The following is a 13366-nucleotide window of genomic DNA, read 5'->3' on the forward strand; positions in this document are numbered from 1 at the left end:
GTCCTCGGTGGTCTCGAAGACACCGAACGCACCGGCACCCTTGGCGTGCGGGTTACGCTCGGGCACCCGCTCGCGGTTGAAGTGCGCGAGGGTCTCGACCAGCCGGACGTCGTGCAGCAGCAGCGGTCCGTTGCTGCCCACGCTCAGCGAGTTGCGGTCGCTGACGGCGGGAGCGCCGGAGTCGAGCGTGGAACCCGTGTCGTTGTTCGAGGTAGGCGCGTGACCCTGAAGCTCGGACAAGTCGCTCTCCTTCATGTTCATGAGTTGGATTCGGACTCGGACAGACAGTCGGGGCAGTAGCCCCAGTAGATGACCTCGGCGGTGTCGACGAGGAAGTCGTGGTCGTCGCTTGCGTGCAGACAGGGGGACTCCCCGGTAGCGCACGGCACGTCGACGACATCGCCGCATGAGCGGCAGACGAGATGGTGGTGGTTGTCGCCTGTGGCCACCTCGTACAGGCTCGGCGACCCCGCGGGCTCGGTGCGCCGGAGGATTCCGGCCTCGGTGAGCGTGCGCAGGATGTCGTACACCGCTTGGGTCGATACCGCCCCCAACCGACCGAACACGCCATGGCGAATGGTGTCCGCATCGGCATGGGGGACGGCTTCGACCTCGGCGAGTACCGCCAGGCGGGGAGCGGTCACTCGCAGCCCCGCCTGGCGCAACCTGTCGTGGTGGGAGATCGGCACGCATTCATGCAACCATGTTTTCTGGAATGATTCAAGAAAGCGAGCCCTTCTAGAAAGGTGAATCCGGACACGTCGGCGCTTCCGGTCTCGGCCTCTTCGGGGACCGGCCGGCGGGGGGCCGACTTGGAGCGCCCCTGGATCGATCCTGGATCGACATGGCGCTCGTCACAACCGCTCGTCGCGGCAAGAAGGGGCGTCGTTCGCCGCCGGGCACGCTGGTGCGCCGAGGTTTCCCTCGTCGGCGGCGCGTCATGCATCCACACGACCCGACGGGGCCTTCCCGGTGGAAGCTGTCGTGGGGGACTTGTCAGGTCGCTCGGACCAGTGCGGCGTAAAGGGTCAGCCCGGGGCCGAAGGCCATCGCGACCCCGTACCCTCCGGGGCGTGGCCGCCCGGCGGCGTGCAGCGCGTGCAGTACGAGAAGCACTGTGGCCGAGGAGCAGTTACCGTGCTCGGCCAGGACACGCTGCGAGGTCAGGAGAGCGTCCGCGGGCAGCTCCAACGCGTGGGCCACGGTGTCCAGAATGCGGGGACCACCGGGATGCACGGCCCAGGCGTCCACATCGGTCGTGGTCAGACCGTGCCGATCGAGCAGGCCTGTGATCGTCGGGGCGACGTGGTGAGCGAGTACCTCGGGAACCCGGGGTGAGAGCCCCATACGAAATCCCAGGTCGGTGACATTCCAGGTCATGTGGTCCGAGGTGGCCGGGTCCGTCAGCGCCGTGACGTCCACCACCTTGAGCGCGCCTCGGGCACGAACGGGTTCCGGCTGCACGACCACGGCGGCCGCCGCGTCGCTGAACAACGAATGCGCCACCACCTGGTCCACGTCCTGAGTGGGAGGTTGCACGTGCAGGGAGGTCAGTTCCAGGCACAGCAGCACGGCCGGCCTGGCCCGAGCCAGTACGAAGTCGGTGACCGCGCCGAGTCCGGGCAATGCGGCGTAGCAGCCCATGTGCCCGATCATCAGCCGTTGCGCGTCGGCGGACAGACCGAGCTCGGCGGCCAGTCGGATGTCCAGCCCCGGAGTGGCGTACCCGGTACAGGAAGCGACCGCGAACAGGCCGATGTCGGTCGGTGACAGTCCGCTGTCCGCTAGAGCGGCCGAGACCGCGGCTGATCCGAGCGGGGGCGCTTCTCGTTCGTAACGTCGCATCCGAGTACCTGTGGACCACGTCGACACGTCCTCGAGTACGGGATTCACCATGGCGTGTCGTCGGCGTACCTGGGATCCGTGGAACAACCGTCGTGCGACTCGGACGTCAGCGAAGTGGTGTGCGAAGTACTCGTCCCACAGCGTGTCCTGGTCAACGGGATCGGGTGTGGCGATACCGAATCCGGTGATGTGGGCGGTACTCGTCATCGCGGGGCTCACCATCGTGGGACTGCCGTGTCCCGTTCCGGATCGCCGCCCAGCCCGGCGACTCCGAGCCAGTCGGCACAGACGTCTGACGGAGGAGGCTGTAGTGCGCCACATCGTGCGTCGCGGAAGATGCGCTCCAGGTCGTGACCGCGCCGGGTGGCCGACGTGCCCGCGGCCTCCAGCATGCTTGCGGCGACCCGCGCCGCCGTGTCCCCGGCCAGCAGCTTCGCGCGCCACACCCAGCGACGCGTGTCCAGCGCGGCGGGATCGGCGTCGACTCGGCGTGCGGCCTCGGCGACGGTGAGACGAGCCGCTGCCACCTCTGCGTCGGCCCGTCCGATCCGTGCCCGCACGGCGGGCAGGTGCGTCAACCCCCGTTCTTCGAGATACGTCGAGGCGGTGTCGATCGCGGACCGGGCCACCCCGACGTAGACCGCGGCATAGGAGGCCACCAACCAGTGCGGCATGACCTGCGCCAAAAGCAGCGTGATCCCCTCCACACCACCGAGCAGAGCGTCGGCGGGGACCGTGACGTCCAGGTGGAGGTCGTGGCTGCCGGTCGCGCGCATGCCCAACGAGTTCCAGGTGGGCTCCACGGTCACGCCGTCACCCGCCGGAACCAGGAAGTACGACACGACCGGCCCGCCGTCGGCGCCCGGCTCGGAGGACTTCGCCGCCACGAGGTAGGCATCAGCATGCCCGGCTCCGGACACGAACGCCTTCGAACCGACGATCCGGAAACCGCCGTCTCTCCGCTCGTAGCGGGTCGTCAACTGGGACAGTCGGGAACCCGCACCGCGCTCGCTCATGGCCACGGCGTACAGCGCGCCGGCGGAAGCCTCGGCCAGGATGCGGTCACGGGTGACGAAGTAGCTGTCCGGAGCTCCCAGTGTGCGGGCCACGTCGTCGGGCACGTGGGCCAACGCCCCGGTCACGGAGGCGTGCATGTTGAAGATCAGGGCGGTGGCGCCCGAACCGGTAGCGAGCTCGATGGCGACATCGGTGTAGTCGGCGAAGCGAGCCCCGGTACCGCCGAGCCGGGTTGGCGCCATCAGGCCCAACAGCCCCGCGGCATGCAGGTCGTCGAAGTCGGCCCGGGGAAACGCCCCGGACTCGTCGTGTTCGGCGGCGCGGCGTGCCAGCACCGGGGCCAGCTTCCTCGCCGCGGTGAGGGCGTCCTGTTGTTCCGTCCTCGTCATCCGCGCCGTCCTACCGCTTGGAACAGAACCGCCGTGGTCGGCACCGGCTTCATCCGCACCCGCTCGGTGCGTCCGGCGAACCAGCGCACCAGGTCGGCCAGAGAGGGACGAATCCCACGTAGCCGAAGGGCCACCCCGTGTTCGGCGCACGTCTGGACGAGCGCGGAGCGATCGACGAACAGAGCGGGGTCGTGGATACCGGGCGGTGGGCCGCCGGGGAGTCGCTCGGCCACCGTCACCGCGAGGAATCGTCCCACCGCTGTCGCGGCCAGTGTGTCGATCACCAACAGCCCGCCGGGCCGGAGTAATCGGCAGGCCTCACCGACCGCCGCGCGGAAATCGGCCACGTGTTCGAGGATCTCTCCGGCACTGACCACATCGGCGCAGCCATCGGCCAGGGGCACGTGCGACACATCTCCGCGAACGGCGGTCACTCCGTGTTCGGCGGCCTGCGCCAGAGCGGATTCGGTGAGGTCGACCCCGATGTGGCGGTAGCCCTTGCCGCTCAGGTGCGGGCCCAGCAGTCCCGCGCCGCAACCGAGGTCGACCAGGACCGCGCCGGGCCGAGAAGCCGGTGGCACCAGGTCGGCGCGGGCAGCGGCCAGCCAGTGCAGCATCGCGAACTTTCCTCGTGGGCACCACCATTCCGCCGCGAGATCGTCGTACTGTGCCGGATCGTTGCGGCGGCCGGAGGAACCGCTGCGGAGACATCGTTGTGACTGAACGCCCTGTATGGCAACCACTCGTGCAGTGTGACCGATTGTCGCGACACCAGCCGACCACCGAAACCGTCACGGTGAATTCCTATGCCACGACCGCGTGACCGGACGCGAGCAACAAGGCCACGTCGAGCACGGCCACGACCAGTACCGCTCGGAACGGCGCGCGGGAACCGTCCCGACATCCGGCGAGAAACCCGGCCGCCAATACCAGCGCCGCCAGGACCGGAACACAGACCGCCACGAGCGGGTCGACCGGCGCGGCCGCGGCGAGGACGACCGAGGCGGCCAGCAACAAGGCGGCGGCCGCGACCCGGCTCCCAGCGGCACCGAGTCGATGTGGAAGCCCGCGTACACCCGTGGCTGCGTCGTCTGGGAGGTCGGGGAGGACGTTGGTGAAATGCGCTCCCGCGCCGAGCAGCGCACCGGCCGCCGGAAGCCACCAGGGCGGAGTCGAGACGTCGGGTAGACCGAGTACCACGAACGCGGGGAGTAGCCCGAAGGAGATCGCGTAGGGCAGCACCGAGAACGGGGTCGACTTCACGCCGAGGTTGTAGGCCCACCCCGACGCCACGGCCAGTAGGTGCACCACACCCGCAGTCACTCCGGACGCGAGTGAGGCGGGCACACACACGATCGCTGCCACGAGGGTCGCCACCGCCACGGCGCGTTGCGAGACAGCGCGGGTCACCACGGGCTTGTCCGTACGCCCGACCGTGCTGTCCCGGTCCGCGTCGAGGTAGTCGTTGAGCCAGCCGACCGACAGCTGGCCAGACAGGACCGCCACTGCCACCGCTGCCACACCGAAGCCGTCGCGTCCGGTGCTCACCGCCAGCCCTATGGCGACCGCGGTGACCGCCACGGTGGGTTCCGGGTGGCTCGCGCGGACCAAAGCGAACACACGCGCCCCGGTTCTCCGCACGGAAGGAAGTCTGACACGGTCGGGCCTCCTCGGCCATCGACCGACGGCGAATCCGGGTTGTGCGTGGTCATGTGTTCACCCGTCAGTGTGTCCGGGCGACGACCACAAAATGTATAACGCCCTATACGGCAGGGGTTGTCGAACACGTGTCAGACGAAGCCCCAGGGGGAAACAGGAACGAAAAGAGCCCCGGCAGGCTGAAGAGCCCACCGGGATCACGCGTTCAGAAATCGATCAGGACAGGTTCTTCTGCTGCACGTCCCATTCGGTCGAGCACAGGCCACAGTCGGCGCCGACGAACTCCGCGCGGGCGGTGGCATCGCCCTTCAACTGCCATTTCAGCCAGTTCGATCCGACACGTCCGAACTCGCCGCCGTTGGGTTCGGCGAAGGTGCCGAAGTGGCCGACGTCCAGGTTGCCCATGAACGCGGGCAGTCCGGACGGCAGTCGCTCCCAGTCGTCCATGGCGTTGTCGTAGGCGATGTCGGACGGACCGCCGACGAAGTAGGCGATGGGGGCGTGCAGACGTCGCAACTGCAGTTTGTCGAGCGGGTTGATGATCCCGCTGTTCCACATCACGGTCGTGGTGATACGTGGATCGTCGGCGACCTCCATGGTTTCCAGGCCGCCACAGGACTGGCCCGTCACCGCGATGTTGTCGGTGTCGATCCGGCGGTGGAACTCACTGGTCGGGTCCGAGTTCTCCGCGATGGCCCAGTCGACCGCGTCGATAAGCATGTCCGACGACGTCCGCCCCGAGCCGTCCGGTTCGCCGTTGGCGATCACCAGGAAACCGTGCGAGGCGAATTCGGTGAGGATATTCTCGAACCAGGTTCCGTCCGCCCGGCACGCACCGTTGCCCCACGCGACGATCGGCAACGTCTCGTCGGTGGGCAGTGTGTTCGGCCGGTAGACGGTGTGGTCCGGCAGGTCGCGCACCGTTTCGTAGCCCGCGGGGTACGGTCCGGTTCCGCCGGTCTGCGTGATTTCTGCGTCGGTGGTTGTCGCGCCGGCCGCGCTGGGCGCGAGTAGCGCGGCGACGACCATTCCGGTCGTCGCGGCGACGACCCGCCGCATCAGTCCTGCCATTCCGCGGCACCTCCTTGAGTCAGGAATCCTGTTGGTGTGCGTACGGTAGGCAGCGGTGTACCAGGCCGCCACCGATTCGAGCGGAGAACCGGCGAAAGTACCGATAGCGTGCGCGAACAGTTCATGATCATGGTCGTGAGTGATGCCTGTCTCGGGGCCGATATGCTGTGCCCCGCCATTCTGTTGCGCAGTGTGTTCGGTTGAGGCGCAGAAGGATTAACGCGCGTCTGGTCGGCCCTAGGGAGGAAGCCGCTCATGTTCAAACGGTTACTCAGCGCGTTCGGTGTCGGGGGTCCGTCCGTCGACACGGTGCTGGATAACCCGCACGCCCTACCAGGACAGGTGATCACCGGACAGGTGCGGATCCAGGGCGGGAGCAACGATGCGCAGATCGGTGAGGTCGCCCTGTCGCTGGTGACCCGTGTCGAGATGGAGACCGGCGACCACGAGTTCAAGAGCACGGCCGAGTTCTCCCGAGTGGTGGCGCAACAAGGGGTGTGGGTCCCCGCCGAGCAGCTCGTCGTCATTCCCTTCCAGCTTGTGTTGCCGTGGGAGACGCCGATCACCGCGGTGGGGGACAGGTTCCTGCCGGGCATGACCGTGGGCGTGTGCACCGACCTGGTCATCGCCGGAGCGCCGGACAAGGGCGACCTCGACCCGGTGCACGTGTACCCGCTGCCGTCGCAGAACGCGGTGCTCGACGCGTTCGGCAGGCTCGGGTTCCAGTTCCGCAGCGCGGACGTCGAGATGGGACGGTTGCGTGGGGTCCCACAGCAGTTGCGCTTCTTCCAGGAGCTGGAGTTCTTCCCGCCACCTGCCTTCGCGGGGCGGGTCAACGAGGTGGAGCTGACGTTCGTCGCCACGCCGAGCGACCTCCACATCGTGCTGGAGGCCGACAAGCGCGGGGGACTGTTCCGCGAGGGCCGGGATGTCTACGGTCGTTTCTCGCGCCCCCACGCCGACGCCGTGAACTACGACTGGGTCGCCGCGGTCAACGAGTGGTTGGTGCGGAGGACTTCTCGGTAGGAGAACGTCCTGCCCCGGCAAGGGGATACCGGGGACGGTCGTTTCGGTGTCCGGGGATGCCACGTGGGTGTGTCGGCGGGAAGCTTTCGCGAAGCGTCGAGTGATCCGGCCGAAGACACCCACGGTTTCTTCGTGCGCGGTGGTCAGGGATGAATCACGTAGACGACCCCGCCGGGGCCGCCGGCCACGCCGCCGTCGGCGGTGTGACGTTGCGTGCGCTGCCACACGGTCTCGAATTGCTCGCGCCGGTACACGTTGCGTACGCCCTCGTTGGTGTTCGAGGCGGGATCGTTGACGATGACGTCGCCCTCGGCGGTGAACCCGATCACCACCATGAGATGTCCGTTGGTGCCGTACCCGGCTCCGTCGAGCTCGCTTTCGAGGAACGACACGGACGTGACCACCGGAATGCCCCTGGCCACGTAGCGTTCGAGTTCGGCCAGCGAGTGCAGGCGCGTGACGTGGCCACTCAACCCGTAGTGCGCGGCGTAGGCGGTGTTGAACGGCCAGTTGCCGGTGCCCTCGTAGGAGTAGTCGTAGGTGTGTCGGGCGGCGTGTGCCACAGTGGGGGCGACGTAGTCGTCGGGCAGCCAGGACAACTCGCTTCGGCTCGGGCCGCGGCCCCAGTACTCGATCACCATCTCCGTCGACGTGGGGCTGCACCAGTTCTGTCCGCCTCCGCCGTACTCGGGATAGTTGCCGGAATGTAGATTCTGCGCGTAACGCGGAACGGGTAGTTCGATCCCACGGGCCACGCCGGGCTCGGAGATCGGGACCTCGAAGCGGTCGGGAACGTTCGACGTCATGGCCCCGACCGAACGCACCAGAGGCGTGGCCGAGGAGGACTCGACGCGGTGGAGGGTGACCCGCAGTCGGTACGACCGGAACTCCACGCCGTCGGCCGAGGCGAGGGTGTCCACGTAGACGGCGGCGTGCTCGTCGCTCTGCCCGGCCACAGTGGTGCGCTCGATGTCGCCGTCACCGAACGCCCATTTCCCGAGGACGTACCACGCCGTGTGCTCGCCGGAGTCGGTACGAGCGCTCGCCTCGACCGTCAACCAGGTGCCCTCGGGCGTGGTGGCGTTCCACGACGCGATCAGTTCGGTGGCGTCGAACCCGGGTTCGTACCACGGCGAGGTCCACGTTCCGTATTCGACGCCGTCCTCCGTGCCCGCCGGTCGGGTCAACCTCAACCCGCGCCCGGTGGCGCGTACGCCGTCGGCCTCCCCGTCCCGGAAGGCCGTGACGCCGGACCACTCGTGATAGTCGATCGCCTCCGTGCTCGCCGCGACGGGAGGGGCCAGGGTCGCGGTGACCGCGACGGCGAGGGCGAACGACAGCAGACTCCTGCGCATGGCGAGTGATCTTCATCATGTATTCCGGTTCTGTAAACCTCTTTCCGGGTGGTCCGGGGCAGCATGCTCCCGGTCACGCCGACGCGAGATACTCGGGCCGTGGCCGCGTTCGCGGCCCACGAGCCCTTTCGGTTTCTGGCGAGGAGACGTGAGTGACTGCTCAGACCGAGACGTACGAGTTCCAGGCGGAGGCACGCCAGCTCCTGCAGTTGATGGTTCACTCCATCTATTCGAACAAGGATGTGTTCCTGCGTGAGCTGATCTCGAACGCCTCGGACGCCTTGGACAAGCTGCGCTTGGAGGCGTTCCAGAACAAGGACCTCGACGTCGAGCTCGATGATCTGCACATCGATCTGGAGGTGGATCGCGTCGCGAGGACGTTGACGGTGCGGGACAACGGCATCGGCATGTCACGCGACGAGGTGGTGGGCCTCATCGGCACGATCGCGAAGTCGGGGACCGCCGAGCTGATCCAGAAACTGCGCGAGGCCAAGAACACCGACGGCGTTACCTCTGGCGAGCTCATCGGGCAGTTCGGTGTCGGCTTCTATTCGGCGTTCATGGTGGCCGACACCGTCACGTTGGTGACTAGGAAGGCCGGGGAGGCCGAGACGACCCGATGGTCGTCCGACGGCACCGGCACCTACACGGTCGAGACGATCACCGAGGGCGGCGTCGAGCCCCACGGCACCGCCGTGACCCTCCACCTCAAGCCCGAGGACGCCGAGGACCAGCTGCACGACTACACCGCCGAGCACACGCTGCGGGAGATCGTGCGTCGGCACTCCGACTTCGTCACCTGGCCCATCCGGTTGGAGACCGAGAAGACCGAGGACGGCAAGACGGCCCGCCAGTGGGAGACCATCAACTCCCGCAAGGCGCTGTGGGCGCGGCCGAAGGACGAGGTCTCCGACGAGGAGTACCGCGAGTTCTACAAGCACATCAGCCACGACTGGCTCGATCCGCTGCGGACCATCTCCGTGAAGGCGGAGGGCACGTTCGAGTACCAGGCGCTGTTGTTCCTGCCTTCGCGTGCGCCGATGGACCTGTACTACCGCGACGCCAAACGCGGTGTGCAGCTCTATGTCAAGCGCGTGTTCATCATGGACAACTGCGAGGCGTTGATCCCTGATTACCTGCGCTTCGTCAAGGGCGTGGTGGACGCGCAGGACCTGTCGCTCAACGTCTCGCGCGAGATCCTCCAGCAGGACCGTCACATCCAGCTCATGCGGCGCCGCCTGGTGAAGAAGGTGCTCGGCTCGATCAAGGAGATGATGACCGACGACCGGGGCCGCTACGACACCTTCTGGCGTGAGTTCGGTCGGGTGGTCAAGGAGGGACTGGTCGAGGACCCGGACAACCGCAAGGCGATCCTCGACATCGCGTCGTTCGCCTCCACCCACCACGCCGAGGAGACGACGACCCTGCGCGACTACCTCGACCGCGCCAAGGACGACCAGGAGCATATCTACTACCTCACGGGGACGTCGCGGTCGGTCATCGAGAACTCGCCGCACATGGAGGCGTTCCGCGCGAAGGGCCTCGAAGTGCTGATCCTCACCGACCCGATCGACGAGTTCTGGGTCGAGCAGGTAGGCGAGTACGAGGGCAAGACCTTCCAGTCGATCGCCAAGGGGCAGGTCGATCTCGACGACGCCGACGATGCCGACGAGTCAGGGAAGGCCGACGAGGAGAGTTTCGCCGCGCTGCGGGAGTGGATGGGCAAGACGTTGTCCGAGCACGTCAAGGAAGTGCGGTTGTCGAACCGGCTCACCACCTCGCCGGCGTGTCTCGTCGGCGACACCTACGACCTTCCGCCCGCCTTGGTGAAGATGTATCAGCAAGCGGGTCAGGACGTGCCGGTGGCCAAACGCATCCTGGAACTCAACCCCGACCATGCCCTGGTGACCGGGTTGCGCGACGCGCACGCTGCCAGTGGTGACACGACGGCGTTGGCCGAGACGGCCGAGTTGCTCTACGGAATGGCGCTGTTGGCCGAGGGCGGTGAGCTGCCCGACCCGCAGCGGTTCACCACGCTGCTGTCGAACAGGCTGGCCGGATCGTTGTAGCGCTCACTTTCCGACGTGGCCGGGTCCCGCTCGTGTCGATGGGGCCCGGCCACGTCGTGTCGACGAAACGGCGCCTCCATCGGCCACTACGGGTGTAGTGCAACGCCTCGGCCCTTCGGAACGCGGCTTTCCCGCTTTCCTAGGGTAGGACTTCGCTCGGTTCGTCCAGCGCGGCCTATGGAGGGCTTCTTCGTCCTGGACTCTCCATTTCGGAGAGCCGGTGTCCGTTGTCTTTCCCCGTATCGTCTGGCGAACGACAAGGTCGGGGCTTCTTATCGAGTGTGTTCCGGTCGCGAAGGATGCCACTTCTCGGGGGCGCCGGCGACCTTGTCGGTGTGCTCCCGATCGAGTCGAGCGGGGAGCGGATGTTTCCCGCTCAGCTGAAATTTAGCTGAACGGTTACTGGCTGGTAGTGACAAAACGTCGCGAGTGCGGCACGCTGCTTCGGCGTGAACGAAACCTCGTCTTCTCCCGACCGTCCTCTTCGGTCGGAGCACAACGTGCTGACTCGTCGCCACGTCCTACGCGCCGGTGGCGCGTTCGCGGCGGCGGCAGGTCTCGGCGTGGTCGCCGCTCCCGCGGCCGTGGCCGAGCACGTCCCGTTCGCGCACGGCGTCGCCTCCGGTGATCCGCTACCCGACGGGGTGCTGCTGTGGACGCGTGTGACACCTACGCGCGAGGCGCAGCCGGGATCGGGGCTCGGCCCTGAGATCACCGTGGTCTGGGAGATGTCCCGGGACGAGGCGTTCACCGAGATCGTCGCGCGAGGCAGCGTCCGCACCGGCCCTCACCGGGACCACACCGTGAAGGCCGACGTCACAGGACTCGCTCCCGCGACCTGGTACTGGTATCGCTTCCGCCACGGCAGCGCCGTGTCTCCCGTCGGACGTACCCGCACCGCGCCTGCCGTGGGCGCCGCTGTCACGCGGGTGCGCATGGGCGTGGTCTCCTGTTCCAACTGGCAGGAAGGTTATTTCGCCGCCTACCGGCATCTCGCCGAACGCGACGACCTCGATCTCGTCGTTCATCTCGGTGACTACCTCTACGAATACGGGGTGCCGTCGGACGGCGGCGCGGTCCGGGCTCACGAACCCGCCGTGGAGATGACCACGCTCGCGCATTACCGGCGCAGGCATGCGCAGTACAAGACCGACCCCCACCTGGCAGCGCTGCACGCGCGAGTGCCGTTCGTGGCGACCTGGGACGACCACGAATCCGCTAACAACGCCTGGTCGGGCGGCGCTGAGAACCACACCGAACCCGACGAGGGCACCTGGGTCGAGCGGCGTGCCGCCTCCCAACAGGCGTATGCCGAGTGGATGCCCGTCCGCTACGAACCCGGCGGTCATCTCTACCGAAGGATCGGTTTCGGCGGGCTTGCGGAACTGTCCATGCTCGATCTGCGCACTTACCGCAGTGAGCAGGTGGCTCATCCGTTCGACCGGGGCCAGCACGACCCGGATCGCACCATCGCGGGGGAGGAACAACTGCGCTGGCTCATCGATGGCCTGGTGACGTCCTCGGCGCAGTGGAAACTCATCGGCAACTCGGTGATGATCGCGCCGGTGCGTTTCCCCTCCACCCTGTCGACCCGTGAATTCCGCGCGCTCACCGAGCTGATCGGGCCCATCGAAGGGATTCCGTACAACGTGGACCAGTGGGACGGCTACACCGCCGACCGCGCGGCCGTGTTCTCGGCGTTGCGGGACCACGGTGTGCGCGACACGGTGTTCCTCACCGGGGACATTCACTCCGGCTGGGCGTGCGAGCTGCCCGCCAACCCGCTCACCTACCCTCTCAACCGTAACTCCGTGGGCGTGGAATTGGTCTGCACCTCGGTGACCAGCGACAACCTCGACGACATTCTCGGCGTGAGACCACGGACCCTGTCACTGGCCGTCGAGGCCGCCATCCGGGTGAGCAACCCGCACGTGAAGTACCTCGACTTCGACTCGCACGGCTACTCGGTGCTGGAGGTGTCGCCGAGCGCGGTGCACATGGACTGGTACGCCCTCGACGACCGCGCCGACCCGGAGAGCTCGGCACGCCGCGTCATGTCCTACCGGGTGGCGGCCGGGACCCAGCGGGTGACGCGCACCGAGGAGATCCTGCGATGAACGACCACACCAGCGGAGTGAGCCGCCGGCGATTCCTGCGTGTGGCCACGGGCACCTCGGCCGCGGTCGTGCTGTCCACTCTGGGACCGGCCGCGTTCGCCGCGGTCCATCCCCGAATCCGCGTGTACGTGCTCGTGGTGGACGGCCTCCGGCCCGACGAGATCACCCCGGCGATCACACCGACGCTGTATCGGCTGCGGGAGGAGGGCACGGCGTTCCCGGCGGCGCGGTCGCTGCCGGTGATGGAGACACTGCCCAACCACGCCATGATGATCACCGGGATGCGTCCGGATCGGACCGGTGTCCCGGCGAACTCGGTCTACGATCCGGACCTCGGTAAGGTGCGTACACTCGACACCGCCGAGGACCTGCGCGCGCCCACGCTGCTGGAACGGCTGCGGGAGCAGGGCCTGATCACGGCGAGCGTGCTCAGCAAGGAGTACCTGTACGGGATCGTCGGTGAACGGGCCACCGTGCGCTGGGAACCGTTCCCCGTCATCCCGATCAGCGACCACGCACCCGACGTCGCCACCGTCACCGCGCTCATGGCCACGGTGTCGAAGACCGATCCGGACTTCGTGTTCACGAACCTCGGGGACGTGGACAGACTGGGCCACGCCGACCTGACGGGCACGACACTGCGCGCCGCCCGCACCGCCGCGCTCCGGTCCACCGACACGCAACTGGCCCGATTCGTGGCGTTCCTCAAACGCACACACCGGTGGGACACGAGCGTGCTGCTCGTCCTCGCCGACCATTCGATGGACTGGTCGATGACCCACCGCGTGATCTCGTTGACGCCGGTGCTGGAAGCCGAC

At 67.4% G+C, this 13366-nt stretch carries 11 protein-coding genes and 1 pseudogene; 4 read left to right on the plus strand and 8 right to left on the minus strand.

Annotated features, from left to right (window positions below; translation table 11 throughout):
- From M7H19_RS07550 to M7H19_RS07580, 7 genes are all read right to left on the minus strand, one after another.
- The coding region (locus M7H19_RS07550; protein ID WP_298178767.1) for a catalase at window positions 1–255 on the minus strand (255 nt) is incomplete at its 3' end.
- Between the two features lie 2 nt (window positions 256–257).
- Window positions 258–689, minus strand: coding sequence for a Fur family transcriptional regulator (locus tag M7H19_RS07555; RefSeq protein WP_298178769.1), 432 nt, complete (start codon window positions 687–689; stop codon window positions 258–260).
- A 307-nt stretch (window positions 690–996) separates the two neighbouring features.
- Window positions 997–2052, minus strand: a complete 1056-nt coding sequence (locus M7H19_RS07560; RefSeq protein ID WP_298178772.1) for a type III polyketide synthase — start codon at window positions 2050–2052, stop codon at window positions 997–999.
- An 8-nt stretch (window positions 2053–2060) separates the two neighbouring features.
- A complete protein-coding gene (locus M7H19_RS07565) occupies window positions 2061–3251 on the minus strand; it encodes an acyl-CoA dehydrogenase family protein (protein WP_298178775.1) in 1191 nt (396 codons plus the stop codon).
- On the minus strand, window positions 3248–3868 hold the full coding sequence (locus M7H19_RS07570; protein WP_298178778.1) for a class I SAM-dependent methyltransferase: 621 nt from the start codon (window positions 3866–3868) through the stop codon (window positions 3248–3250). Before M7H19_RS07570 ends, M7H19_RS07565 begins: the two co-directional genes overlap by 4 nt.
- A gap of 187 nt (window positions 3869–4055) precedes the next feature.
- Entirely contained in the window at window positions 4056–4892 is an 837-nt protein-coding gene (locus M7H19_RS07575; RefSeq protein ID WP_298178781.1) for a UbiA family prenyltransferase, read from the minus strand.
- A 234-nt stretch (window positions 4893–5126) separates the two neighbouring features.
- Window positions 5127–5981 carry an alpha/beta hydrolase gene (locus M7H19_RS07580; protein WP_298178783.1) on the minus strand — a complete coding sequence of 285 codons (855 nt, stop codon included), beginning with the start codon at window positions 5979–5981 and terminating at the stop codon, window positions 5127–5129.
- Window positions 5982–6236: 255 nt separating this feature from the next.
- Here M7H19_RS07580 and M7H19_RS07585 point away from each other — a divergent pair.
- Window positions 6237–6986, plus strand: a pseudogene (locus M7H19_RS07585) (sporulation protein); the annotation flags it as partial.
- Window positions 6987–7150: 164 nt separating this feature from the next.
- On the opposite strand, the gene M7H19_RS07590 reads toward M7H19_RS07585, so the two are convergent.
- Window positions 7151–8362, minus strand: a complete 1212-nt coding sequence (locus M7H19_RS07590; RefSeq protein ID WP_298178785.1) for a C39 family peptidase — start codon at window positions 8360–8362, stop codon at window positions 7151–7153.
- A gap of 152 nt (window positions 8363–8514) precedes the next feature.
- Between M7H19_RS07590 and htpG the strand changes: the two genes are divergently transcribed.
- The 3 genes from htpG to M7H19_RS07605 form a co-directional block, all read left to right on the plus strand.
- Window positions 8515–10431, plus strand: coding sequence for a molecular chaperone HtpG (gene htpG, locus M7H19_RS07595; RefSeq protein ID WP_298178788.1), 1917 nt, complete (start codon window positions 8515–8517; stop codon window positions 10429–10431).
- 500 nt (window positions 10432–10931) lie between these two features.
- Window positions 10932–12548, plus strand: coding sequence for an alkaline phosphatase D family protein (locus M7H19_RS07600; protein ID WP_298178791.1), 1617 nt, complete (start codon window positions 10932–10934; stop codon window positions 12546–12548).
- Window positions 12545–13366 (plus strand): alkaline phosphatase family protein (locus M7H19_RS07605; protein WP_298178794.1); only part of this gene is annotated, 822 nt, incomplete at its 3' end. The genes M7H19_RS07600 and M7H19_RS07605, both read left to right, overlap by 4 nt.

The organism is Saccharomonospora sp., from assembly GCF_027317685.1.
GTDB lineage: Bacteria > Actinomycetota > Actinomycetes > Mycobacteriales > Pseudonocardiaceae > Saccharomonospora.

What these genes read in the sequence shown, in the direction of transcription:
- M7H19_RS07560 (WP_298178772.1), bottom strand. Translation starts at nt 2,052, where the DNA reads ATGACGAGTACCGCCCACATCACCGGATTCGGTATCGCCACACCCGAT.
- M7H19_RS07565 (WP_298178775.1), bottom strand. Translation starts at nt 3,251, where the DNA reads ATGACGAGGACGGAACAACAGGACGCCCTCACCGCGGCGAGGAAGCTG.
- M7H19_RS07570 (WP_298178778.1), bottom strand. Translation starts at nt 3,868, where the DNA reads ATGCTGCACTGGCTGGCCGCTGCCCGCGCCGACCTGGTGCCACCGGCT.
- M7H19_RS07580 (WP_298178783.1), bottom strand. Translation starts at nt 5,981, where the DNA reads ATGGCAGGACTGATGCGGCGGGTCGTCGCCGCGACGACCGGAATGGTC.
- M7H19_RS07590 (WP_298178785.1), bottom strand. Translation starts at nt 8,362, where the DNA reads ATGCGCAGGAGTCTGCTGTCGTTCGCCCTCGCCGTCGCGGTCACCGCG.